At 70.6% G+C, this 25,183-nt stretch carries 19 protein-coding genes; 10 read left to right on the forward strand and 9 right to left on the reverse strand.

Annotated features, from left to right (window positions below; translation table 11 throughout):
- Window positions 1-96 precede the first annotated feature (96 nt).
- Both AQJ84_RS39855 and AQJ84_RS39860 read left to right on the forward strand, forming a co-directional pair.
- Window positions 97-2,592, forward strand: a complete 2,496-nt coding sequence (locus AQJ84_RS39855; protein WP_079022732.1) for a bifunctional glycosyltransferase/CDP-glycerol:glycerophosphate glycerophosphotransferase — start codon at window positions 97-99, stop codon at window positions 2,590-2,592.
- Between the two features lie 125 nt (window positions 2,593-2,717).
- Entirely contained in the window at window positions 2,718-4,016 is a 1,299-nt protein-coding gene (locus tag AQJ84_RS39860; protein ID WP_053192560.1) for a hypothetical protein, read from the forward strand.
- Between the two features lie 391 nt (window positions 4,017-4,407).
- On the opposite strand, the gene AQJ84_RS39865 is transcribed toward AQJ84_RS39860, so the two are convergent.
- Window positions 4,408-4,821, reverse strand: a complete 414-nt coding sequence (locus tag AQJ84_RS39865) for an organic hydroperoxide resistance protein (RefSeq protein WP_030045366.1) — start codon at window positions 4,819-4,821, stop codon at window positions 4,408-4,410.
- Between the two features lie 119 nt (window positions 4,822-4,940).
- On the opposite strand from AQJ84_RS39865, the gene AQJ84_RS39870 reads away from it, so the two are divergent.
- Window positions 4,941-5,513: a MarR family winged helix-turn-helix transcriptional regulator gene (locus AQJ84_RS39870; protein WP_107082807.1), complete on the forward strand. Its 573-nt coding sequence runs from the start codon at window positions 4,941-4,943 to the stop codon at window positions 5,511-5,513.
- Between the two features lie 183 nt (window positions 5,514-5,696).
- Window positions 5,697-6,689, forward strand: a complete 993-nt coding sequence (galE, locus tag AQJ84_RS39875) for a UDP-glucose 4-epimerase GalE (RefSeq protein WP_030045365.1) — start codon at window positions 5,697-5,699, stop codon at window positions 6,687-6,689.
- Window positions 6,690-6,825: 136 nt separating this feature from the next.
- Here the strand turns inward: galE and AQJ84_RS39880 are convergent, their stop codons facing one another.
- Window positions 6,826-7,098: a YciI family protein gene (locus AQJ84_RS39880; protein WP_030045364.1), complete on the reverse strand. Its 273-nt coding sequence runs from the start codon at window positions 7,096-7,098 to the stop codon at window positions 6,826-6,828.
- Window positions 7,099-7,223: 125 nt separating this feature from the next.
- Between AQJ84_RS39880 and AQJ84_RS39885 the strand changes: the two genes are divergently transcribed.
- On the forward strand, window positions 7,224-7,493 hold the full coding sequence (locus AQJ84_RS39885) for a Crp/Fnr family transcriptional regulator (RefSeq protein ID WP_310591792.1): 270 nt from the start codon (window positions 7,224-7,226) through the stop codon (window positions 7,491-7,493).
- 76 nt (window positions 7,494-7,569) lie between these two features.
- Here AQJ84_RS39885 and AQJ84_RS39890 read toward each other — a convergent pair whose 3' ends face one another.
- Window positions 7,570-8,208: a TetR/AcrR family transcriptional regulator gene (locus AQJ84_RS39890; protein WP_030045362.1), complete on the reverse strand. Its 639-nt coding sequence runs from the start codon at window positions 8,206-8,208 to the stop codon at window positions 7,570-7,572.
- 188 nt (window positions 8,209-8,396) lie between these two features.
- On the opposite strand from AQJ84_RS39890, the gene AQJ84_RS39895 reads away from it, so the two are divergent.
- A complete protein-coding gene (locus AQJ84_RS39895; protein ID WP_030045360.1) occupies window positions 8,397-9,326 on the forward strand; it encodes an ABC transporter permease in 930 nt (309 codons plus the stop codon).
- A gap of 61 nt (window positions 9,327-9,387) precedes the next feature.
- Window positions 9,388-10,227, forward strand: a complete 840-nt coding sequence (locus AQJ84_RS39900; protein ID WP_107082808.1) for an ABC transporter ATP-binding protein — start codon at window positions 9,388-9,390, stop codon at window positions 10,225-10,227.
- Window positions 10,228-10,306: 79 nt separating this feature from the next.
- On the opposite strand, the gene AQJ84_RS39905 is transcribed toward AQJ84_RS39900, so the two are convergent.
- From AQJ84_RS39905 to AQJ84_RS39915, 3 genes are all read right to left on the reverse strand, one after another.
- Complete coding sequence (locus AQJ84_RS39905; protein ID WP_053192562.1) at window positions 10,307-15,238, reverse strand: NAD-glutamate dehydrogenase; 4,932 nt, start codon at window positions 15,236-15,238, stop codon at window positions 10,307-10,309.
- 814 nt (window positions 15,239-16,052) lie between these two features.
- Complete coding sequence (locus AQJ84_RS39910) at window positions 16,053-16,718, reverse strand: HAD family hydrolase (protein ID WP_030045466.1); 666 nt, start codon at window positions 16,716-16,718, stop codon at window positions 16,053-16,055.
- Window positions 16,719-16,854: 136 nt separating this feature from the next.
- Complete coding sequence (locus AQJ84_RS39915; protein WP_030045465.1) at window positions 16,855-17,379, reverse strand: DUF6912 family protein; 525 nt, start codon at window positions 17,377-17,379, stop codon at window positions 16,855-16,857.
- 334 nt (window positions 17,380-17,713) lie between these two features.
- On the opposite strand from AQJ84_RS39915, the gene AQJ84_RS43360 reads away from it, so the two are divergent.
- Window positions 17,714-18,379 (forward strand): Rv3235 family protein, encoded by a 666-nt coding sequence (locus AQJ84_RS43360; RefSeq protein WP_030045464.1) that lies wholly within the window; start codon window positions 17,714-17,716, stop codon window positions 18,377-18,379.
- 181 nt (window positions 18,380-18,560) lie between these two features.
- Here AQJ84_RS43360 and secA read toward each other — a convergent pair whose 3' ends face one another.
- Window positions 18,561-21,404, reverse strand: coding sequence for a preprotein translocase subunit SecA (gene secA, locus AQJ84_RS39925; RefSeq protein WP_030045463.1), 2,844 nt, complete (start codon window positions 21,402-21,404; stop codon window positions 18,561-18,563).
- 266 nt (window positions 21,405-21,670) lie between these two features.
- On the opposite strand from secA, the gene AQJ84_RS39930 reads away from it, so the two are divergent.
- Window positions 21,671-22,261, forward strand: a complete 591-nt coding sequence (locus tag AQJ84_RS39930) for a GNAT family N-acetyltransferase (protein WP_030045462.1) — start codon at window positions 21,671-21,673, stop codon at window positions 22,259-22,261.
- Window positions 22,262-22,314: 53 nt separating this feature from the next.
- On the forward strand, window positions 22,315-23,487 hold the full coding sequence (locus AQJ84_RS39935) for a winged helix-turn-helix domain-containing protein (RefSeq protein ID WP_030045461.1): 1,173 nt from the start codon (window positions 22,315-22,317) through the stop codon (window positions 23,485-23,487).
- A 27-nt stretch (window positions 23,488-23,514) separates the two neighbouring features.
- On the opposite strand, the gene AQJ84_RS39940 is transcribed toward AQJ84_RS39935, so the two are convergent.
- Both AQJ84_RS39940 and hpf read right to left on the reverse strand, forming a co-directional pair.
- On the reverse strand, window positions 23,515-24,261 hold the full coding sequence (locus tag AQJ84_RS39940; protein WP_030045460.1) for a response regulator: 747 nt from the start codon (window positions 24,259-24,261) through the stop codon (window positions 23,515-23,517).
- A gap of 205 nt (window positions 24,262-24,466) precedes the next feature.
- Entirely contained in the window at window positions 24,467-25,159 is a 693-nt protein-coding gene (gene hpf, locus AQJ84_RS39945; protein ID WP_030045459.1) for a ribosome hibernation-promoting factor, HPF/YfiA family, read from the reverse strand.
- Window positions 25,160-25,183 lie beyond the last annotated feature (24 nt).

The raw sequence follows: 25,183 nt of genomic DNA on the forward strand, positions 1-25,183 counted from the left end.
CCGCGCGGTCCCCCGAATGCCGTAACGCGCCGTGACCAGAACTCCCCCTCGGCCGTTCCCGGGCAGAACGCCCGCGACGACCCTTGGATGTCCCCCTTGCCCAGGTTCAGTGTCATCGTCCCCGCGTACAAGGTTCAGGCGTACCTGCACGACTGCCTGGACTCGGTGCTCTCCCAGTCGTATGCGGACCTGGAACTGATCGCTGTCGACGACGGCTCGCCGGACGCCTGCGGCGCGATCATCGACGAGTACGCCGTCCGTGACCCTCGGGTACGGCCGGTGCACCTGCCCGAGAACCAGGGCCTCGGCCCCGCCCGCAACGCCGGACTGAGCGAGGCGAGCGGCGACTACCTGCTCTTCCTGGACGGCGACGACACCCTCACCCCGCACGCCCTGCGCGCCGTCGCCGACCGGCTCAAGGAGACGGGCGAGCCGGACGTGCTGGTCCACGACTACGCGCGCGTCGACTGGTCGGGCCGGCCCGTCCGCAACCAGGCCGCCGTCCAGCTCACCGAGCGCGGCCCGGCCCCCTTCAGCCTGGAGGACCGCCCGGGTCTGCTCAAACTGCTGACGGTCGTGTGGAACAAGACCTACCGCCGGGAGTTCGTCGAGCGCGAGGGCTTCACCTTCCCGCCGGGCTTCTACGAGGACACCCCGTGGACGTACCCGGTCCTCATGACGGCGGAGTCGATCGCGACCCTCGACCAGGTGTGCGTCCACTACCGGCAGCGCCGCCGCGGCAGCATCACCCGCACCACCAGCCGCCGCCACTTCGATCTCTTCGAGCAGTACGACCGGGTCTTCGCGTACGTCGAGGAGCGCCCCGAACTCGCTCGCTGGCGGCCCGTGCTGTACCGCCGCATGGTCAACCACCTGACGGTCGTGTTCGCCCACCGCGACCGGCTGCCGCGCGAGGCGCGGGCCGAGTTCCTGCGCCGGGCCCGCGCCCACTGCCGGCGCCACCACTCCCCCGGCCACCCGGTGCCGCCGCGCTCCCGGCTGCGGCACACCCTCGTCCAACTGGGCCTGCGCCGCACCTTCCACACCCTGCAACGGGCGTCGGCCCTGCGCCGCCGCACCGGCAAGGCCGCCACCCGCCTGCTGAGGTCCCTGCGCACCGCCGCCCTCCGGCTCCACTACCGCGTCCAGCGCCGTCTCCCGCTGCGCGCCGACCGCGCCGTCTTCACCGCGTACGACGGCCGGGGCCACGGCTGCAACCCGGGCGCGCTGGAGACCGCGTTCCGCACCCACGCCCCGCATATCCGCACCGCCTGGGCCGCCCGCCCCGAGCACCACCACACGATCCCGGCCGCCACCCGCCGTGTCACGCCCGGCTCGACCGCCTACTGGACGGCGCTGGCCCGCTCCAAGTACGTGGTCGCCAACGCCGACTTCGACGCCCGGCTGGTCAAGCGCCCCGGCCAGATCCTCGTCCAGACCCAGCACGGCACCCCGCTCAAGCACATGGGCCTCGACCTCCAGGAACGCCCGGCGGCGGCCCGCGGCACGGATTTCGCGGAACTGCTGCGGGGCGTCGACAACTGGGACCACGTCGTGTCCGCCAACCGCCACTCCACCCTGACCTGGGAGCGGGTGTTCCCCGGCCGCTACGAGACGCTCGAGTACGGCCAGCCCCGCAACGACGTCTTCCAGCGGGCGACCTCCGCGGACGTGGCCCGGCTGCGCGAGACCCTCGGCGTGCCCGAGGGCACGGTCGCGATCCTGTACGCGCCCACCCACCGCGACCACCGCCGCAGCCCTCACCAGGCCCTCGACCTGGAGCGGGTGCTGCGCAGCCTCGGTCCGCGCTTCGTCGTCCTGGCCCGCGCCCACCACGCGTACGGCGCCCCCCTGACCACCGGTTCGACCCGCGTCCTCGACGTCACCGACCACCCGAGCGTCGAGCAGCTCTGCCTCGCCTCGGACGCCCTGGTCACCGACTACTCGTCGATCATGTTCGACTACGCCAACCTGGACCGGCCGATCGTGCTCCTCACCGACGACCGGGAGGCGTACGAGGCGGCCAGCGGCACCTACTTCGACCTGCGTTCCTTCCCGCCCGGCGCGGTCGCGCGCAGCGAGGACGAGCTGATCGACATCTTCACCACCGGTCACTGGCGCGGCTCACGCTCCACCCAGCTGCGCGCGGCGTTCCGCGAGCGGTTCTGCCCCTACGACGACGGACGCGCCGCCGAGCGGGTCGTACGCCGTGTGGTGCTGGGCGAGACCGGCCTCCCGCCGGTCGTGCCGCTCGCCGAGCGTCACCCCGTGCCGTCCGCGGCGGCGGCGCTCGGACGCTTCCCGCTGCCGACCGTGCCCCAGCAGGCGGGCCCGCCTGCTGCCGACCCGCGGCCCGAGGCCGCACAGGCCGCACAGGCCGCACAGGCCGCACAGGCCGCCGCTGCGCGTGCCACCGGTACGCGGACCCGCACTCCACAGGCCGGCGGTCTGCAGGCCGTCGATCCACAGGTCGCCGACCTACAGGCCGTCGGTACCCGGGCCGTCGCTCCGCAGGCCCTCGCGCACGGTCTCGCTTTGCAGGCTCTCGCTCCGCAGGCTCTCGCTCCGCAGGCTCTCGCCGATCGCGTCTGAACGCCGTTCCCACCCCGGGGAGTTCGTATGCCCTCCAGCCCCTCCCGGCCGACTCCCAGCCGGCCGTCCACCTGGCGTCCGGCGGGAGGGCCCGGCCGGGTGGGACGGCAGCCCCGGGCGTCCTCGTGAGGCCGCGTGCCTGGGTGCTGGCGCTGGCCGCGGTGTTCGCCGTGCTCCAGCTCGCGAACGTCACCGGGCGGGACACCCCCGACACCAAGAACTACCTGTCGTACGCCCTCAGTCTGCGCGGCGACAGCAAGCGGGAGGCGGCGGCCGCCACCATCGACTACGCCTGCGCGGGCGAGGCGTCTACGGCGCGGCGCCACCAGCGCGTGGACGTGGTGCGCTTCCACGCGCCGGACCCCGGCCGCCGGGTGACGGCGGAGTGCCGGGCCACGGCGTGGCGGGAGGTGAACGCGCGTCTGCGGGCGGGACAGACCGGCGGGCACACCGCGCCGTTCAGCTCCACGCGGTTCCTGCGGATCTTCGAGGCGCGGCCCGGATACCCGGTGTTCCTGCTGCCGTTCGTCACCCTGCTCGGCGTGACCTGGGGGATGTGGGCGGCGAGTGTCGTCATCGCGGTCGCGGGCGGCATCCTCGCGTTCCTGATCCTGCGCACCCTGTCCGTGCCGGTACCGCTCGCCCTGACCGGCCAGGCGCTCTACTACGTCCTGCCGTGCGGGACGACCGCCATGCGCCCCATGACGGAGGGTCTGCTGCTGGCGCTGACGCTGTCGGCGGTGTGGGGGTGCGCACTGGTGCTGCACGGGCATCGCACGCGGGCCGGTCTGGTGCTGGTGGGCGGCTCACTGGCCGGGTTGTTCACGGTGAAGCACTCGCAGTCGCTGTTCCTGGGGCTGTGCCTGGCGGGGGCGGGGGCGGTGATCGCCGTACGGCGGTGGCGGCGGGGACAGTGGGGGCGGCCGGGCCCGGACATGGGGCGCGGCGTCGCGGCTCTGGCGGCCGTGGGCTGCTCCGCCGTCGTCGGGACGCTGCTGCTGTCGAAGGTGCTGCACTACCCGTCGGCGTCCGAGAGCCTCCAGGACCTTCTCGCCGACCACTTCACCCGGCCCGACCGCGCCCGCCCCTGGCCGGAGTTCCTGCACCTGCAGGCCAACTTCTGGACGGAGTGGCTGCGCCGCCAGCTGTGGCAGCCGCTGTTCGTGGCGGCCCTGGCGACGGGCGCGTGGGGTGCGCTGCGGGGGCGGCGCCGGGCGTTCGGCGGGCTCCTGGTGGCGGCGGCGTTCACCGGGATCCTGACGCAGGCCGGGCATCCCGACATCGACATCCGGGGCGACCGGCTGATCGTGCTGGCGTGGCTGCTGCCGGTGGTGGGGGCCCCGCTGCTGCTGGAGCGGTTCATGCGGGATCCGGTGACGCTGCCCGCGCAGGGGCGCGCCGATCGGGCGCAGACGATGAGGTGAGATCGGGGCGGTGAGGCCCGGCGAGGCGAGGCCGGGGAGGCGAGGCCCGTTCAGCGAGGAAGCACCGCTGGGGGCCTCCATGGCCCTATCGCGCCGGGCGCGCGCGGGCGCGGCGGCGGCGTCGGCGTCGGACCGGGAGGCGGCGCGGAAGGTGTAGGCGAGGCTTCGGTAGGCGGCCCGCCCTGATGAGCTCGGTGATCAGCTCGTCGCGGCGGGCGTAGTGGCGGTACATCGCGATGGGGCGGCTGCGCCCGCCGCGGAACGCGCCTGCGGCCCGCCGATGGCGAGGCCGCTGCGCGGATCCGGTGGATCGGGATCACGGTCGGGACCGGAACGGGTTCACGGTCGGGACCGGAACGGGTTCACGTCGGGACCGGACCCGGTATCGGGACTACTCGATGACGAGGTCGACCTCGATGTTGCCGCGGGTGGCGTTGGAGTAGGGGCAGACCTGGTGGGCCTGCTCGACCAGCTTGCGGCCGGTCGCCTCGTCCACGGTGTCGGGCAGCTCGACGCGGAGGGCGACCTTGAGGCCGAAGCCGGCGCCCTGCTGGCCTATGCCGACCTCGGCGGTGACGGCGGCGTCGCTGACGTCGACCTTGGCCTGGCGGCCGACGAGGCCGAGGGCGCTGCCGAAACACGCGGCGTAGCCGGCGGCGAACAGCTGCTCCGGGTTGGTGCCCTGACCGTTGCCGCCCAGCGCGACCGGCATGCCCAGCGCGAGGTCCAGCTGGCCGTCGGAGGAGACGGCACGGCCGTCACGGCCGTGAGTGGCGGTGGCGACAGCGGTGTAGAGCGCGTCCATGGAAAAACCATCCCTCTCAAGTCACGTCCGGCGGCCTGTCCGACCGCCTTACGACGACAAGTAGAGCACACAATTCAATTGCACACAACTAAATGGCTCGCCCGAGTTATCCTGGGTGCATGACCCCGACGCCTACCCACGCCACCGCATCAGCAGCCACGTCATCGCCGACCGATGTGGCGTCCGCATCGGCCTCCACTGCGGCTTCCGCATCGTCGTCCGCATCGGCTTCCGAGGAGAACTGGCTGCGCCTCGACCGCCAGATCTGCTTCTCGCTGCACGCCGCCTCGCGGGCGTTCAACGGTGTCTACCGGGTGATCCTCAAGGAGCTCGGGCTGACCTACCCCCAGTACCTGGTGATGCTGGTGCTGTGGGAGCAGGGCGAGCTCCCGGTCAAGAAGCTCGGCGAACACCTGCGCCTCGACTCCGGCACTCTGTCGCCGCTGCTCAAGCGCCTGGAGGCGGGCGGTCTCGTCCGACGGGAGCGCAGCGTCCGCGACGAGCGCTCGGTGGAGGTACGGCTGACGGAGGAGGGCGTCGCGCTGCGCGAGCGCGCGCTCCAGGTGCCGCGCCGGATCGTCGAGGTGACCGGCTTCGACCCCGACGAGATCCGCGACCTGCGCGAACGCCTCGACCAGCTCACCACGACGTTGAACGCGGCGGCCCTGGAGGAGACGCCGGGGTGCCAGTAGCGGCCAACGGCCGGCGGCCGACAGTCGCCGGCGGCCGTCGCCGGCCCGACTCGGCCACCACACGTGGCGACCGCTGCACACGGAGTCATCACGCTCACCCCCACCGGACGCCACCGCCTGCTTGACTGTCGGCGGGAGACCACCCGAACCACCACAGGCCAACTGACGAGGGGACGGCCGCACATGACCTGGCTGATCACCGGCGGCGCCGGTTACATCGGTGCGCATGTCGTACGGGCGATGACCGAGGCGGGTGAACGCACGGTGGTGTACGACGACCTGTCCACCGGCGTCGCCGAGCGCCTCCCCGAGGACGTACCGCTGGTGGTGGGCTCGACCCTGGACGGCGAGCGCCTGGCCCGCACCCTCGCCGACCACGAGGTCACCGGTGTCGTCCACCTCGCGGCGAAGAAGCAGGTGGGCGAGTCGGTGGACCTCCCGCTGCACTACTACCGGCAGAACGTCGAGGGCCTGCGCGTCCTGCTGGAGGCCGTGACGGAGGCGGGCGTGCCGTCCTTCGTGTTCTCGTCCTCCGCGGCGGTTTACGGCATGCCGGACACCGCGCTCGTAGGCGACCTGGTGACGGAACAGACGCCGTGTGCGCCGATGTCGCCGTACGGCGAGACGAAGCTGGCCGGTGAGTGGCTGGTCAGGGCGACCGGCCGGGCCACGGGCCTGTCGACGGCGTCGCTGCGCTACTTCAACGTCGCGGGTGCGGCGAGCCCCGACCTCGCCGACGCGGGCGTCTTCAACCTCATCCCGATGGTCTTCGAGAAGCTCACGGAGAACGCGCCCCCGCGCATCTTCGGCGACGACTACCCGACGCCGGACGGGACGTGCGTACGCGACTACATCCACGTCGTCGACCTGGCCGAGGCCCATGTCGCGGCGGCCCGCGCCCTCCAGGCCGCCCCCGGCCGTGACCTCACCCTCAACATCGGCCGCGGCGAAGGCGTTTCGGTCCGAGAGATGATCGACGGCATCAACGCCCTCACCGGCTACGACCGCCCCCCGACGGTCACCCCCCGCCGCCCCGGCGATCCGGCCCGCGTCGTCGCCTCCGCCGACCGTGCCGCCGCCGAACTGGGCTGGAAGGCCAAACACGACGTCCAGGACATGATCACGTCGGCCTGGGAGGGCTGGATCCGCCTGCACCCGGAGGCGGCCCGCGGCTAGGGCCTGTCGGTCACGAAGTCCTGGTCGGCGAGTCGCTGGTCGAGCGCGGCGGGCTCGAACCCCCGGACGTCTTCCGTCGGTTCCGCCGGCTGGACGCCCAGGACACGGACAGAGCCTAGGGGGACACAGACAGAGCCTAGGGGCGGGGGAACCCGAGGATCGGCGCCCACTCCCGTATCGAACGCACTTCCACTCCGGGGGTGCGACGGTAGTACGGGTCGTCCCGCATCACCTCCTCCAACCGCGGCCGGTCCACGGCGAACACCAGGAGGGCGCCGCTCTCGTCACCCCACGGCCCCGCCACGACGAGTTCTCCCGCGGCATGCAGCCGGGCGAGGGCCTCGCGGTGTGCCGGACGGGCGGCGAGACGTTCGGGGGCTGAGGTGAAGGCCAGTTCGACAACGAGCATGGGGATCCCTTCTTCGGTTGCCGCGAGACTAGGCTCCGCGCGGCGACCGCGCTGTATCGGCCGATACAGCCGGACCGGGGCAGGGCCGCCTCCTGGCGGCCCAGGCCCGGGCCCAGCAGGACCGGTTGGCGGACACCGTCACGCTGTCGTGCGAGGCGAGACTCGCGGGCTGGCTGCTGGAGCGGACGGCCGCTGACCGGCAGCCCGTCCCGCTGCCCGGCGGCCAGCGCGAACTGGCCGACCTGCTGGGTGTCACCCACGTCACGGTGAACCGCGCGCTGTCCCGGCTCCGTCAGGACGGTCTGATCCGGTGGGCCGGCGACGGCCGGATCGAGGTCACCGCCCCTGAGCTCCTGGCCCTGCGCGCCGCACCGGACACCGGCGCTCCCGCCTGAGCGCGCCGGAACCCGCCGGAACCCGCCCGCGTCACACCGCAGTGCCGCTGACCCCGGCGCCACCCCGGAAGCGGGCTCACACCGCCTTGAGCGCCTCCGCCGTGGCCCGTGCCAGCGCGGCCAGGTACCCCTTCGGGAGCTTCGGGCTGCGGATGACCACCGAGCGCCAGTACAGGGGCCCCGAGATCAGGTCCAGGGCCAGGTCCTCGTCGAGGCCCTCCCGGACCTCGCCGCGCTGCCGCGCCTGCACGACGATCTTGCTGGCGACTCCGTCCTGTCCCTCCCTCAGGGCCTTCTGCATGGCCTCGGCGATCTCGGGGTTGCGGGCCGCCTCGGCCTGGAGGTCGGGGATGACCTGCGAGGCCACGGGATGGCGCAGGGCCCGGGAGGTCACCTCATACAGCAGCCGCAGGTCGCCCTCCAGGGACCCGGTGTCGGGCACGGGCAGGCCCTGGACGGCGAGCGCCGAGACCAGGTCGAGGACGAGGTGCAGTTTGGAGCGCCAGCGGCGGTACACGGCGGTCTTGCCGACACCCGCGCGGCGCGCGATCCCCTCGATGGACATCCGCGCGTAGCCGACGGCCGCGAGCTCCTCGAAAACGGCTGCCCGGATGGCCTCCGTCACGTCCTCGCGGAGCACGGCGGCTCCCGCGGGAGCCCGGCGGCGCGGACGGGTCTGCGGCTCGTCGGCGTTCGTCGTCATACGGACCAGCATAGGGCGTTACGACGAAACGGTTGCGTTCCGACGTCGTGTCGGCCTACTCTCACGTTGCGACGATACGGTCCCGTCCCGACGTAAGAGAACGTGAAGAGAAGCGTAAGGAAACGCCGGGCGATGGACCCCTCGCCGCACGCGCCCCACGCGACACGCACCACCCCACCCCCCGAGTGAAAGCAGCGGATGTGAGCCAGGTCCTCCACACACCGCCCCCGACGACGGCGACCACCCCCGCGCCCGCCGACGACGACCTCGCGGCCCTCGCCGCCCGCCACGGCCTGTCGGTCAGCGGCGCCCGTCCCTCGTTGCGCGAGTACGTCGGCCAGTTGTGGGCGCGGCGCCACTTCATCGCCGCGTTCTCCACCGCCAAGCTCACCGCCCAGTACAGCCAGGCGAAGCTGGGCCAGGTCTGGCAGGTGATGAACCCGCTGCTGAACGCGGCGGTGTACTTCTTCATCTTCGGTGTGCTGCTGGGCACCAAGAAGGGCGTGCCGGACTACATCCCGTTCCTGGTCACGGGCGTGTTCATCTGGACGTTCACCCAGAGCTCGATCCTGGCGGGGACCCGCGCCATCTCCGGCAACCTCGGTCTCGTCCGGGCCCTGCACTTCCCGCGGGCCTCGCTGCCGATCTCGTTCTGCCTCCAGCAGCTCCAGCAGCTGCTGTTCTCGATGGGCGCCCTGGTCGTGATCCTGCTCTGCTTCGGCGTGCCGGTGTCCGCGTCCTGGCTGCTGGCGATCCCGGCGCTGGTGCTGCAGTTCACCTTCAACGCCGGCGTCTCGATGATCATGGCCCGGCTCGGCGCCAAGACCCCGGACATCGCCCAGCTCATGCCGTTCGTCCTGCGCACGTGGATGTACGTCTCGGGCGTGATGTGGAGCATCGACCACCTGCTCAGCAAGCACAACGACCTGCCGTCGTGGGTCGGTCCGGTCCTCCAGGCCAACCCGGCGGCCGTGTACATCGACCTGATGCGTTTCGCCCTGATCGACAGCTTCCACTCCAGCCAGCTGCCGCACCACGTGTGGCTGATCGCGACGGGCTGGGCCCTGCTCGCCGGCGTCGGCGGCTTCATCTACTTCTGGAAGGCAGAGGAGACGTACGGCCGTGGCTGACAACACCTCCGGCATCACCGGCACCACCACCGGCATCACCGAGAACGCCGAGATCACCGAGATCGCCGAGATCACCGGCGAGAAGATCCCCACCGTCGTCGTCGACGGCGTCGACATCGTCTACCGGGTCAACGGCACCGGTGCCGGCCGCGGCTCCGCGACCGCCGCCCTCAACCGCATGCTGCGCCGCAAGAAGGCCGAACAGGCGGCGGGCGTCCGCAAGGTGCACGCGGTGCGGAACGTGTCGTTCGTCGCGTACCGCGGCGAGGCCATCGGCCTCATCGGCACCAACGGCTCCGGCAAGTCGACCCTGCTCAAGGCGGTCGCCGGCCTGCTCCCGGTGGAGAACGGCCGCATCCACACCGACGGCCAGCCCTCCCTCCTGGGCGTGAACGCGGCCCTGATGAACGACCTCACCGGCGAGCGCAACGTCCACCTCGGCGGCCTCGCCATGGGCATGTCCCGCGAGCAGGTCAAGGAGCGCTACCAGGAGATCGTCGACTTCTCCGGCATCAACGAGAAGGGCGACTTCATCACCCTGCCGATGCGCACGTACTCCTCCGGCATGGCCGCCCGGCTGCGCTTCTCCATCGCCGCCGCCAAGGACCACGACGTCCTGCTCATCGACGAGGCGCTGGCCACGGGTGACCGCTCCTTCCAGAAGCGTTCCGAGGCCCGTATCCGCGAGCTGCGCAAGCACGCCGGCACGGTGTTCCTGGTCAGCCACAGCAACAAGTCGATCCGCGACACCTGCGACCGCGTGCTGTGGCTGGAACGCGGCGAACTGCGCATGGACGGGCCGACGGAGGAGGTGCTGGAGGCGTACGAGGCGTTCACCGGCGGCCCGGACAAGGCGAAGGCCAAGCCGAAGCCGAAGCCCAAGGTGCCGGTTTCCCCGTAGGCCCCCCGCGCGAGGTCGTCCCTGGTGCGCGAAGGCGCCCCGAGCCGCACGGCTCGGGGCGCCTTTCGGGTCGTACGGCCTACGAATGCCGCAGCAGCGTCCGCATCGTCCGCATCGCCACGGACAGGTTGGCGAGGTCGAACGCGTCCGAGCCCTGGATCTCGTCCAGGGTGCTGCGCGCCCGGTTGAGGATCGCCGCGTTCTTCTCCTGCCAGGCCTTGAAGCGCTGCTCGGGAGTCGAGGTGCCGTTGCCGACGGCGAGGACGTCCGCGGTCAGCGACGCGTGAGCCGCGTACAGGTCCTCGCGGATGGAGGCGCGGGCCATGGACTGCCAGCGGTCGGCACGGGGCAGCTCGATGATGCGGTCCATGAGCTGGGTGATGTGGAGACGGTCGGCGAGGTCGTAGTAGACCTCGGCCACGTCCATCGGGTCCTTGCCCGTGCGGTCGGCCACCGAGACGATGTCGAGCGTCGGGAAGGCGGAGGAGAACCCGGCCACCCGCGTGGCGACCTCGTCCGGCACCCCGACACCGGTCAGCTCGTCGTAGATCTTCTGGTACCACTCCAGGTCGGCGCCCCGCAGCAGCTTCGGCAGCTGCGACCACACCTGCTCGACCCGTTCGCCGAAGAAGTCGACGGTCTCGGCGAGCTGGAGCGGCTGCGGCCGGTTGTTGAGCAGCCAGCGCGTGCCGCGCTCGACCAGGCGGCGCGAGTGCAGCCGGATCCGGGTCTGCACCCCGGCCTCGACCAGGTTGTCGAGAGCCTCCACCCCGTCCCACACCACACCCGAGCGGAAGATCGCGCGGGCCGCGGTCTGCGCCCGGACGATCTCCTCCAGCGAGGCGCCGGTCTCCTCCCGCAGCCGGTGCAGGTAGGTCGTACCGCCCGTGTTGACCGTGTCGTTGACCAGCACCGTCGTGGTGATCTCGCGGCGCAGCGGGTGGCCCTCGATGCGCTCGGGGAACCTCTCCCGCAGCGCGGCCGGGAAGTACGTGTGCAGCAGGCCGCGCAGATACGGGTCGTCCGGCAGCGAGGTGTGCAGCAGCTCCTCGGCGACCGTGATCTTGGTGTACGCCAGCAGCACGGCCGTCTCCGGGCTGGTCAGGCCCTGCCCGGTGTTCAGCCGCTCGCGGATCTGCCGGTCGGTGGGCAGGAACTCCAGCGCCCGGTCCAGACGGCCCTCGCGCACCAGGTGGCGCATGTACCGCTGCTGGGCGTGGAGCATGTCCTTGGACTGGGCGAGCGCGTTGGCGATGGCCGTGTTCTGCGCGTAGTTGTTGCGCAGCACCAGGTGGCCGACCTCGTCGGTCATCTCGGCGAGCAGCTTGTTGCGCTGCTTGACGGTCATGTCGCCGTCCGCGACCAGGCCGTTGAGCAGGATCTTGATGTTCACCTCGTGGTCGGAGGTGTCCACGCCCGCGCTGTTGTCGATGGCATCGGTGTTGATCTTGCCGCCGTGCAGCGCGAACTCGATCCGGCCGAGCTGGGTCAGGCCCAGGTTGCCGCCCTCACCGACGACCTTGACGCGCAGGTCGGCGCCGTCGACCCGGATCGGGTCGTTGGCCTTGTCGCCGACGTCCGCGTGCGTCTCGGTGCTCGCCTTGACGTACGTCCCGATGCCGCCGTTCCACAGCAGGTCCACCGGCGCCTTGAGGATCGCCCTCATCAGGTCGGCCGGCGTCATCTTGGAGACCTTCTCCTCGATGCCGAGAGCCTCCCGGATGTGCGCGTTGACCGGGATCGCCTTGGCGGTCCGGGGGAAGACGCCACCGCCCGCGGAGATGAGCTCGGTGTCGTAGTCGGCCCAGCTCGAGCGTGGGAGCTCGAAGACGCGGCGGCGCTCGGCGTAGGAGGTGGCCGCGTCCGGCTTCGGGTCGATGAAGATGTGCCGGTGGTCGAAGGCGGCGACCAGGCGGATGTGCTCGCTCAGCAGCATGCCGTTGCCGAACACGTCACCGGACATGTCTCCGATGCCGACGACCGTGAAGTCCTCGGCCTGCGTGTCGACGCCCAGCTCCCGGAAGTGCCGCTTGACGGACTCCCAGGCACCGCGGGCGGTGATGCCCATGCCCTTGTGGTCGTACCCGGCGGAGCCGCCGGAGGCGAAGGCGTCACCGAGCCAGAAGTTGTACTGCTCGGCGACCCCGTTGGCGATGTCCGAGAAGGTCGCGGTGCCCTTGTCGGCGGCGACCACGAGGTAGGTGTCGTCCTCGTCGTGCCGGACGACGTCGGCGGGCGGGACGACCTCGCCGGCCACCATGTTGTCGGTGATGTCCAGCAGCGCGGAGATGAACGTCTTGTAGCTCGCGACGCCCTCGGCCAGCCACGCGTCCCGGTCCACGCTCGGGTCGGGCAGCCGCTTGGCGACGAAGCCTCCCTTGGCGCCGACCGGCACGATGACGGTGTTCTTCACCATCTGCGCCTTGACCAGGCCGAGGATCTCGGTGCGGAAGTCCTCACGCCGGTCCGACCAGCGCAGTCCGCCTCGCGCGACCTTCCCGAACCGCAGGTGCACGCCTTCCACCTGCGGCGAGTACACCCAGATCTCGAACGCCGGGCGCGGCGCCGGCAGGTCGGGGATCGCCTGCGGGTCGAACTTCATGGAGATGTACTCGTGCGGCGAGCCGCCCGCCGCCTCCTGGAAGAAGTTCGTCCGCAGGGTCGCCTTGATGACGGTGAGGAAGGACCGCAGGATCCGGTCCTCGTCCAGGCTCGCCACCTGGTCGAGAGCCGCCTCGAGCTCTTCGAGGAGCGCGTCGACGAGCTCGTGACCGGCGCGCTGCCGGTCCGGGGACATCCGCGCCTCGAACAGCGACACCAGCAGCCGGGTGGTGTGGACGTTGTCGCGGAGGGTGTCCTCCATGTAGTCCTGGCTGAACGTCGAACCGGCCTGGCGCAGGTACTTCGCGTACGCCCGCAGCACCATCGCCTGCCGCCAGTTCAGCCCGGCGCTCAGTACGAGGGCGTTGAACCCGTCGTTCTCCGCCTTGCCGGTCCAGGTCGCCGCGAAGGCCTCCTGGAAGCGCTCGCGTCCGTCGTCGCCGAGGTGGTCACCGGCGGCACCGCCCTGTGAGCGCGGCATCCGCAGCCCGAAGTCGTAGATCCACGCCACGCTCCGGTCCGAGCAGCGCAGTTCGTACGGCCGCTCGTCCATCACCTCGACGCCGAGCCGGTTGAGGACCGGCAGCACGGCCGACAGGGTGATGGACTCCCCCCTGCGGTAGATCTTGAACCTGCGCTCCTCGGGGGCGGCGCCCACCGGCTCGTACAGGCTGAGCGAGAAGCTCTTCTCCCCGGTGAGCTTCTCGAGCTGCGCTAGGTCGGCGACCGCGGAACGCGGGTTGTGGTCGGCCTTGTAGCCCTCGGTGACGGCGTTGCCGTAGCGGCGCAGCAGTTCGGCGGCGCGCTCCTCGCCGAACTCGGCGTTCAGCGCCTCCGCGAAGCCGTCGGCCCAGGACCGGGCGGCCTCCACCAGACGCGCCTCGATGCGCTCCTTGTCGGCGTCGGACAGCTGCGGCAGTTCGGTGCCCTGCGGGACCCTGACGACGAAGTGCAGCCGGGAGAGGATCGACTCGGTGTTCCAGGCGGTGAAGTCGACGCTGGTACCGCCGAGTTCCTCCTTCAGGATGTCGATGATCCGCAGCCGGACGCCGGTCGTGTACCGGTCGCGCGGCAGGTAGACGAGGGCGGAGTAGTAGCGCCCGTACTCGTCCTGGCGCAGGTAAAGGCGCAGCCGCCTGCGCTCCTGGAGGTAGAGCACGGACGTCACGATGGACTGGAGCTCGTCGACCGGGGTCTGGAACAGCTCGTCGCGCGGATAGGTCTCGAGGATCTGGAGCAGATCGCGTCCGTCGTGGCTGTTGGGCGAGAACCCGGCCCGGTCCAGCACTTCCTCGACCTTGCGGCGGATGACGGGCACGCGCCGCACCGACTCGGTGTAGGCGGCCGACGAGAACAGTCCGAGGAAGCGCCGCTCACCGACGACGTTCCCCTCGGCGTCGAACCGCTTGACGCCGATGTAGTCGAGATACGACGGCCGGTGCACGGTGGATCGGCTGTTGGCCTTGGTCAGCACCAGCAGCTTGTGCTCCCGCGCCTTGGCCCGGGCGTCGGCGGGCAGCCGCTCGAACGACGGACTGACGGGGTGGCTGTCCCCCTCGGCGTGATGCGGGTCGGAGCGCAGGATGCCGAGCCCGGTGCCGGGGACGGCGGCCAGCGAGTCGTCCGACCTGAGCTGGTACTCCCGGTAGCCGAGGAAGGTGAAGTGGTCGGCGGCCAGCCAGCGCAGCAGCTCGCGGGCCTCCTCGATCTCCTGCTCGCGCAGATCCGAGGCGATGGGCTCCTTGGGCAGTTCGTCGGCCATACGCAGCGCCGCGTCCCGCATCTTCTCCCAGTCCTCGACGGCCTCACGGGCGTCGGACAGGACCCGCAGCAGGTCGGCGGTGATCTGCTTCAGGTCCCCGCGGTCGGTCTCACGGTCGATCTCGACGTGGATCCAGGACTCGGTGTGCGCGTCGTGCGGCAGCTTGGCGGTGGCGGGCGCGGCGAGCACCTCGACGAGACTGCCGGTGAGGTCGCGCCGGACGACGACCTGCGGATGGATGACGACGTGAATGCCACGCCCCTGCCGGGTCAGCTCGTTGGTGACGGAGTCGACCAGGAAGGGCATGTCGTCCGTCACCACCTCCACGACGGAGTGGCTGCAGGTCCACCCGTTCTCTTCCACGGTGGGTGTGTGGACCCGCACGTTGGCCGTGCCCTGCGGGCGCTTCTCGGCCAGTCGGTAGTGCGAGACCGCGGCACCGAAGATGTCGACCGGGTCGCGGTCGGCGAGGTCCTCCGGGGCGGTGTGCAGGTAGTAGCGCTGGAGGAACGCGAGCAGGGTGTCCCGGTCCGGGGTGCTCTCGTCCGTCGTCCCGGTCGGTAGGTGCCCCCCGACCGGGCTGTTCTCAGCTACCCGGGCGGCCCTCTCGAGCAGCTCGGCCTTGGCTTCGTCCAGCTTGGTCTGCATTGTCCTCTGGCTCCTGTCGCGCGCCGTTGCGTGACGTAGGTGGAAGTACGGTCTCTTCCCCTGGGACGTAACGCCACGACGCGGGGTGTCCGGTCTGTTCCGACGCTATGCCGCAAGGTGAGATGAGCGGGGGGTTATCAGCCATTCTCGACACGCCCGTACGGTGTGACGCTGCTCTCTGCGGCGCCGGTGACCGGGGTGCGATCGGCGTCCGGGGAGCCCATCGGCTCCCGTCCCGCCCGCGAAGACCAGCGACCGCCGCCCGGTCACGGAGGTGTTCCGTGCTTCCCGGGCGCAGGGCAGGGGCGACGATGCCCCCGCGAGATATCGCGCTGATCACGCCACCAAGGCTATCGCTCCTTGCAGGGGCCCCGTCATGAGCCGTATGTGTACAAAACCGGGGCTGGAACTTTGACGTTCTGCACAGCACCAAAACCCCCACCCGCATGCGGTCCCCCTCTTCCGGGCCCCCTGGGATGCGCATGCGGTGCGAATGCGATGCGAATGACAGGCGATCAGTCCCGGGAGATGCGGGAGCAGAGTGCTGCGGGGGGTGCGGGGGACGCAGTCCCCGCCGGGGTGCAGGGGACGCAGTCCCCGCCGGGGTGCAGGGGACGCAGTCCCCGCCGGGGTGCAGGGGACGCAGTCCCCGCCGGGGTGCAGGGGACGCAGTCCCCGCCGGGGTGCAGGGGCGGAGCCCCTGGTGGGGTCGAAGGGGCCACGCCCCTGGGGATGGGACGGGTAGGGGCGGCGGGGGCGAGAACAACCCGGCGTCCACCACGACACACCCCACCTCACCCCGCCCAGCGCAGCGTCACGCCGCCAACCGCTCCGCCTCCCCCACCGCCTCCTCCAACGTGTCAACCACCGGCACCCCCACCACCTCAAGGCTCGCCCGCCCATGCGACCCCCCGGTGTACAACACGGCCCGCGCCCCCACATGCCGAGCCGCCACCGCATCATCCGCGGCATCCCCGATCACCACGACACGAGCCGGATCCACCCGCCCGAGCGCCGCGAGATGCCGCACCATGTGCTCCGCCTTGCTCCCCCCGGACGGCCCCACCCGCCCGTCGACCCGCATGAAGTGCGCCTCGATGCCGAACCCCCGCACCAACGGAACAAGCTCGTCATGCCCGTACATGCTGAGAATCGACTGGCTCCGCCCGGCCGCCCCCCACCCGGCCAGCAGCTCCGCAGCCCCCGCCGTCAGCCCGCATCTCACCCGATGCTCGGTGTAGTACCGGTGAAAGGTCGCATCCATGACCTCCCACTCGGTATCGGTCGGCAGCCGCCCCATCAACCGCTCGTAGAACTTCGGCACCGGCACGCAGTACATCGCCCGGTACTGCTCCATCGTGATCGGTGTCAGCCCCAACTCCGCGAACGCCGCGTTCGTCGCCCCGATGATCGCGTCATTGTCGTGGAACAGCGTCCCGTTCCAGTCCCACACAATGTGCGCGCCCGTCTTCTTCCCCATGCCAGAAACGTACCCGCCCTCACCGACAATCAAGAGACCCGCACATCAGAGCGACGCGCACCGTCACCACACCCCCGCCACCACCACACCACCGCAGCCAGCACCGGCACCGGCACCGGCACACCCCCGCCCCGCCTCAGCCAGCCCCGCCCCCGAGCCCCACCAGCGTCGCGATCTCCTGCGTGGCGAACCACAGCAGCTCATGATCCTCGGCCCCGTCCACGACGAACTGCGCGTCGTCGTCCCCACCGTCCGCCGCCACCAGCGCCTCGGCCGCCGCGGTCACATCCGCCTCCGCGTCACCGGCATCGACGTGCACGGCCGCCGCCTTGGCCAACGGCACCGGCCCCGAGACCCACACCTCACCCAGCGCCGCGGAATCAAGCGCCCGGTCGGGGTCGGAGGTCGCCGCCCCGTCGGGCACGTCCACCGCGACCACGACCCGGCGCCGCACCGCCTCGCCGTCCGCGGCCAGCAACCTCAACGAGGCCAGCGCCGCCCGGTTGAGCGCGGCGTACTCGAGCTCCTCGATGTCTTCGGACAGGTACCACTCGCGCAAAGCCGGCGTGACCGCGTACGCGACGAGCGGCCCACTCCCCAGCTCTCCCGTCTTGTACGCCTCGGCGAGCCCGGAAAGGGTCAGGGGGACGTAGACACGCATGGTCGCCGCTTTCGTCGTCATCGGAGGAGGTCACGGGTCCCTTCCGGCGGGCGTTCCGCACCTCGCGAAGGGCTTTCAGGATACGTGCGCGGGGTCCCCTTTCGAGTCCCTGCCCAACCCCCTGAACGCGTCCACCCCACGCCCCGGAATTCACCCGGCACACCCCCGCCACCACGGGCTTTTCACCACCCCGAACCACCCTGATAGGTGAACTTCCCGGCCACCCCCACCGGGCGCCCCTCCTCCTTGCCCTCGCCCCCCGCGGCCCCGTACAAGATCACCAGCCACGAAGTTACCGCCCGGTATCGCCCGGGCCGATCGAACGGGGACATCCATGAACAAGGTCATGACGAGGGCGAACCACCACCCGGGCGCCCGCCCGCCGGGCCGGCGCGACCCCCGCCGCCCCGGCGGCACACCACCCCGCGCCCCCGGCGGAGGCACCCGCCCGAGCACGCCCGACGGCCGACCGCCGGGCTCACCGAGCACCGGCACGACCCCCACCCGCACCAGCCCACCGGACAACCGCCCCCGCACCACCCCGCACACCCCCACCACCGGCGCCACCACCCGCACCCCCGCCAGGCCGTCCACCACCCCCGCTGCCACCTCCACTCCCACCGTCCCCTCCCAAACCCCCCGCAGGCCCATCCCCCAGCCCCGCCCCACCGACGTCTTCGCCGACCGCCTCCTCGCCGTCCTCAGCGGCCGCCGCCCCGTCCACTGGATGCTCCGGCACACGGCCGGCCGCGCCTACGACGAACTGGCCTGGCTCGCCGAACGCGGCCCGCTGCGCGCCCCTCGCGGCGCCCTCCCCGTCGTCCAGGACATCGGCTACTACGTCCCCCGCACCGGCGCCATCGAGGCCTTCGCCCGCATCAGCGCCGGCGACCGGCTGCGCGCCATGGCCTTCCGCCTGGAGCAGGGCCACGACCTGCGCTGGCGCTGCACGGCGGTGGAACTGGGCGGCCCCCGCAGGCCACAAGCGGACGACGACTGAACAGAACCGCGCTCCCCTGCCCGACCCCCGCAACACCAAGCCCCAAACCCCGCACCCCAACCAGCCACCCCGCACCCCGCGCCCCGCACGCCAAAGGGCCGGGCACCCCCAGGGGTACCCGGCCCTTCAGCAAGCTACGGCGCCGCAGGCAACCGCACCCGCAACCCCGACTTCGTCACCGTCACTTCTTGCGACGACGCCCGCCACGCGACTGCTTGCGCCGCTCCGCGCGCGTGAGACCGTCGGACTCGGAGCGCACGGGCTCGTCGTCGTCGGCGAAGTCGCCCTCGATGACACCGCCCTCGCCGTCCACGGTCGGCGCGGAGAAGTGCAGCTCCCGGCGCTGCGGGACGTCCAGCCCCTTGGCGCGGATCTCGGGACGGGAGGCGCCCGCCTGCGCCGGCACCGCGTCCTGCTTGGTGAGCGACGGCGCGGAGTCCTCGACCGGGACCTCCTCGACCTGCTGCTCGACCTGGACCTCCAGGTTGAACAGGTAGCCGACGGACTCCTCCTTGATGCCCTCCATCATGGCGGTGAACATGTCGAAGCCCTCACGCTGGTACTCGACCAGCGGGTCCTTCTGCGCCATCGCGCGCAGGCCGATGCCCTCCTGGAGGTAGTCCATCTCGTAGAGGTGCTCGCGCCACTTGCGGTCCAGGACCGACAGCACGACCCGGCGCTCCAGCTCACGCATGATCTCCGAGCCGAGCTGCGCCTCACGCGCCTCGTACTGCTCGTGGATGTCGTCCTTGATGGACTCGGAGATGAACTCGGCGGTCAGACCGGCCCGGTCGCCGGCCGCCTCCTCCAGCTCCTCGACGGTGACCTTGACCGGGTACAGCTGCTTGAAGGCGCCCCACAGCCGGTCGAGGTCCCAGTCCTCCGGGAAGCCCTCGGCGGTCTCCGCGGCGACGTACGCGTCGATCGTGTCGTCCATGAAGTGGACGACCTGCTCCTGCAGGTCCTCGCCCTCCAGGACGCGGCGGCGCTCGCCGTAGATGACCTCGCGCTGCCGGTTGAGGACCTCGTCGTACTTCAGGACGTTCTTACGGGTCTCGAAGTTCTGCTGCTCGACCTGCGACTGCGCGGACGCGATCGCGCGCGTGACCATCTTGTTCTCGATCGGCACGTCGTCCGGGACGTTCGCCATCGACATCACGCGCTCGACCATCTGGGCCTTGAACAGGCGCATCAGGTCGTCGCCCAGGGAGAGGTAGAAGCGGGACTCGCCCGGGTCGCCCTGACGGCCGGAACGACCGCGCAGCTGGTTGTCGATACGACGCGACTCGTGCCGCTCGGTGCCCAGGACGTAGAGCCCGCCGAGGTCCTTGACCTCCTCGAACTCCGCCTTGACCGCCTTCTCGGCCCTCTCCAGGGCGGCGGGCAGGGCCGCGGCCCACTCCTCGATGTGCTCCTCGGGGTCGAGACCTCGCTGGCGCAGCTCCGCCTCGGCGAGGTCGTCGGGGTTGCCGCCGAGCTTGATGTCGGTACCACGGCCGGCCATGTTGGTGGCGACGGTGACGGCGCCCTTGCGGCCGGCCTGGGCGACGATGGTCGCCTCACGGTCGTGCTGCTTCGCGTTCAGCACCTCGTGCTGGATGCCGCGCTTGGAGAGCTGCTGCGAGAGGTATTCGGACTTCTCGACCGACGTCGTACCGACGAGGATCGGCTGGCCCTTCTCGTGCTTCTCGGCGATGTCGTCGACGACCGCCTCGAACTTCGCGACCTCGGTGCGGTAGATCAGGTCCGACTGGTCCTTGCGGACCATGGGCCGGTTGGTCGGGATCGGGACGACGCCGAGCTTGTAGATCTGGTGGAACTCGGCGGCCTCGGTCATCGCCGTACCGGTCATGCCACAGAGGCCGGGCTGTTCCTTGCCGTTGTGGTCGTGGCGCTTGTAGAGGCGGAAGAAGTTCTGCAGGGTGATCGTGGCGAGCGTCTGGTTCTCGTCCTTGATGTCCACCCCTTCCTTCGCCTCGATCGCCTGGTGCATGCCCTCGTTGTAGCGGCGGCCGGCGAGGATACGGCCGGTGTGCTCGTCGACGATCATGACCTCGCCGTCGATGACGACGTAGTCCTTGTCCGCCTTGAAGAGCTCCTTGGCCTTGATGGCGTTGTTCAGGTAGCCCACCAGCGGGGTGTTCACCGACTCGTAGAGGTTGTCGATGCCCAGCCAGTCCTCGACCTTGGAGACACCGGACTCGTGGATGGCGACCGTGCGCTTCTTCTCGTCGACGTCGTAGTCGCCGGTCTCCTCGATGCCCTTGAGGGGGTTGCCGGCCTCGCCCTTCTTCAGCCGGGTGACCAGCTTGGCGAAGTCGCCGTACCACTTGGTGGCCTGGTCGGCCGGGCCGGAGATGATCAGCGGCGTACGGGCCTCGTCGACGAGGATGGAGTCGACCTCGTCGACGATGGCGAAGTTGTGGCCGCGCTGGACGAGTTCGTCCTTGGACCACGCCATGTTGTCGCGCAGGTAGTCGAACCCGAACTCGTTGTTCGTGCCGTACGTGATGTCGCAGCGGTACTGCTCGCGTCGCTGGGCCGGCGTCATGTTGGCGAGGATGCAGCCGACGTCCAGGCCCAGGAACTTGTGGACGCGCCCCATCATCTCGGAGTCGCGCTCGGCCAGGTAGTCGTTGACCGTGATCAGGTGGACGCCCTGTCCGGAGAGGGCGTTCAGGTACGCGGGCAGGGTGCCGACCAGGGTCTTGCCCTCACCGGTCTTCATCTCGGCGACATAGCCGAGGTGGAGGGCGGCGCCGCCCATCATCTGGACGTCGTAGTGACGCTGTCCGAGGACGCGCTTGGCGGCCTCGCGGACGGTCGCGAACGCTTCGGGAAGCAGGTCGTCCAGGCTCTCACCATCGGCGTACCGCTGCTTGTACTCATCGGTGAGGGCCCGCAGCTCGGCGTCGGAGAGGTCGACGAAGTCCTCTTCGATGGAGTTGACCTGGTCCGCGATGCGGTGCAGCTTGCGCAGGATCTTGCCTTCGCCTGCACGCATGATCTTCGAGAGGACGGACACGGGGGTTGGTCTCCTTGCCGGTCGGGCCTGGGACGGTCGGTTTCCATTTGGCTTACTGAGCAACGGCCATCGTATGCGAGGACCCCGCCACGCCGGGAGGCCTGCCGGGACGGCGACCGTCCACTGCTTCACATCTCTTCAAAAGAACAACGTCCGGGTGGCGCGGATGGTGCCGCGCCGCACCGACGAATTGCGCGAATTGTGATCACCCGCTCACCCACGGCAAAGAGATGGTGCCTTCGTCGCGTCCCGAGCAGAATCGGCCGATGGACCCCGTCACGCTGACCACCGCCCGCCTCCTGCTGCGCACGGTCGGCCCACAGGACACCGACGCCGTGTACGCGGCCGCCCAGGACCCCGACATCCAGCGCTGGACCACGATCCCCGCGCCCTACCTCCCCGAGCACGCCCGAAGCTTCACGGAACAACTGGTCCACGAGGGCTGGGCGAACGGCTCGATGCTCACCTGGGGCATCTTCCTTCCCGAGGGGGAGGATCTGGTCGGCATGCTCAGCCTCAGCATGCGGTCCCTGGGCACGGCCGAGATCGGCTTCTGGGGCACCAAGGAGCACCGGGGCCACGGCTACGTCACCGAGGCCGCCCTCACCGCCTCCCGCTGGGCCTTCGTCCACCTCTCCGTCGACCGCGTGGAATGGCGGGCGGAGGTCGGCAACGCCGCTTCCCGTGCGGTGGCGGAACGCGCGGGCTTCACCATCGAGGGCACTCTGCGCTCCGCGATCAACAACAAGGGCGTACGCCGGGACTGCTGGGTGGGCTCGCTGCTTCCGTCGGACCTGGCCCTGCCGTCCGCGGCGCCCTACCTGCCGACGTCGGCTCCGTCGCACGGTACCCCGTAGCGAAAGCGCAGGTCGTGTCGCGCTGTCAGTGCCGCCGTCTATCGTGCGGAGCCATGACGACCTCGCGCCCCGCGACCCAAATCTCCGCAGACGAAGCCCGCCGCCTCGCCCTACGGGCACAGGGCTTCCTGGGTGTCCCCGACCGCAAGGCCGGCGTCCGCGGCACCCTCCGCCATCTGGGCGCGGTCCAACTCGACACCATCTCCGTCCTCGCCCGCTCCCACGAACTCATCCCGTACGCCCGCCTGGGCGCGGTAGGCCGAAAGACGGTCGAGAACGCGTACTGGAAGGACACACACGCCTTCGAGTACTGGTCCCACGCCGCCTGCATCCTCCCCATCGAGGAGTGGCCGCACTTCGCCTTCCGCCGCCGTGCCTACCGCAACCGACCGCACTGGAACCACGACCTTCCGGACGGCACGTACGACCAGGTCATCAAGCAGCTGCGTGCCGAAGGCCCCCTCACCGCCACGGACTTGGGCGGCGCGAAGAAGACCAGCGAGTGGTGGGACTGGTCGGGCACCAAGGTGGCCGTCGAACGCGCCCTGATGTACGGCGAGGTGGTGTGCGTCGAGCGCCGGGGCTGGAAGCGTGTGTACGACCTCGCCGAGCGCGCCGTCCCTGCCACCCTGCTCCACGACGACCTGGACGACTCCGAGTGCCTGCGCCGCCTGGTCCGTCTCGCCGGTCAGTCCCTGGGCGTCGGCACCCGCGCGGACATCGCCGACTACCACCGTCTCAAGGCCGAGCAGGTCGACGCGGTGATCGCCGACTCGGGTCTGGTCCCGGTCACGGTCGAGGGCTGGGGCAAGCCCGCCTGGGCCGACCCGGCGGCCCTGGCGTCTCCCCCGCGCGGCCGCCACCGCACCACGCTCCTGTCCCCCTTCGACTCCCTCGTCTGGGAACGGGCGCGTACGGAGCGGATCTTCGGCTTCACCCACCGCCTGGAGGCGTACGTCCCCAAGCAGAAGCGGGTGTACGGCTACTTCGCGATGCCGGTGCTGTCCGGCGGCCACCTGGTCGGTCGTGTGGACCCGGCCCGCGAGGGCAGCACCCTGATCGCCAGGCAGGTGACGCTGGACGGCCCGAAGGCGGTCCCTGCGGTCGCACAGGCCCTGATCGAGGCGGCGAGCTGGGTGAACTGCACGGACGTACGCGTGGAACGGGTGGACGCCCCGGAGCTGCGCGAGCCTCTCGTGAGGGAACTCGCCCGCCTCACCGACTGATTCCGGGCCCCACCGGATTCCACGGCCCTACTGGATCTCGAGGATCTTCTCCCGCATCGCGTAGACCACCGCCTCCATCCTGGAGTGCAGCTGCAGCTTCTCCAGGATGTTGCGCACATGGTTCTTCACGGTGTTCTCGGAAATGAACAACTGCTTGGCGATATCCCGGTTGTTCATCCCCGTGGCGACCAGCTTCAGCACCTCCAGCTCACGGTCCGTGAGCCGCGGCGCCGGCACGAGACGGCGTTCGTCGGTGCGCTGGATCATCGACTTGAACTCGGTGAGCAGTTTCGACGCCATGGAAGGGCTGATCTGCGACTGCCCGTCGGCCACCGCGCGAATAGCGGTGGCGACCTCGTCCGTGGAGATCTCCTTGAGGAGATATCCGGTCGCGCCGGCCTTGATCGCCTCGTAGAGGTCGGCTTCCTCGTCGCTGATCGTCAGCATGATGATCTTCGCGCTGGGGGCGACCTCCTTGATGGAGGTGCACGCCTCGATCCCGCCGCGCTTGGGCATCCGCACGTCCATCAGCACGATGTCCGGCAGCAGGTCGGCGGCCTTGTCGACGGCCTCCGCGCCGTCACCGGCCTCTCCCACGACCTGGATGTCCTCTTCGGCCGCGAGCACGATCTCCAGGCCACGGCGGAAGAGGGCATGGTCGTCCACGACCAGGACACGGATCGGCTCCTTGCGTGGAGAGCCCGTGTCCGGGCCCGTGGCGACGACGCCGTGTCCGGCGTTGTCGTCCTGCATCGGTCCGAAGCTGTCCGCCATCGTTCCTCCCCCTGAAGGCTGTGGCCTGTGGTTCCTGTGCCATCGCCAACCCAAGGCAACGGCCCAGCGGTTGGGCCGGTGCGGCCATGATTCCATGCCCGGACGACACCCTGGTGACCGAGCGGGGCGTGAAGTGGTCGCACACCGGTGCCCCTGGGGGCGCACACGCGCACCAGGGGCACCGGATCAGCTGTCTCCCGGGCGGTCAGCCACCCAGCGTGCCACCCGCCGCGGGGGGCTGCGCCTGGGCCACCATCGGGTCCGTGTTCAGGTGGATGACGCCGTAGTCATAGGCGTGTCGCCGGTAGACGACACTCGGCTCCTTCGTCTCGGAGTCGACGAAGAGGTAGAAGTCGTGCCCGACCAGTTCCATCTCGTAGAGGGCCTGGTCGAGGGTCATCGGAGACGCGACGTGGGTCTTCTCGCGGACGACCAGGGGACCGTCACCCTTGATCTCCAGCGAACCGATCTTCTTGGTGGGGACGCCGTCGGACTCTTCCTCATGGACGGCGTGGCCGTTGCCGTTGAGTGTCGCCGCGCCCGGAACGTGGTCAGGGACCTCGGCCGCCGTGAGCCGCCGTGCACCGCGCCGGGTGTGGCGCTTGTCGTGCTGCTTGCGCAACCGCGCGTCCAGCTTCTCCGCCGCCAGGTCGAGCGCCGCGTACGGATCGCTGGCTGCCGCCTCCGCCCGGATGACCGGACCGCGGGAGCGGAGCGTGATCTCCACTCGGTCACAGCGGTCGGCTTGTCGGGGGTTCGGCTCCTTGGACACCTCGACGTCGAGGCTGATCACCTTGCCATCGAGCTTCTGGATCTTCTCCAGCTTCAGCTTCTCGGCCACGTGCTTGCGGAACCGCTCGGGCACCTCGGTCTTGCGGCCCTTGACGACGATGTCCACGCAGAACTCCGTTCCCGGATCACT

Source organism: Streptomyces resistomycificus (assembly GCF_001514265.1).
GTDB lineage: Bacteria > Actinomycetota > Actinomycetes > Streptomycetales > Streptomycetaceae > Streptomyces > Streptomyces resistomycificus.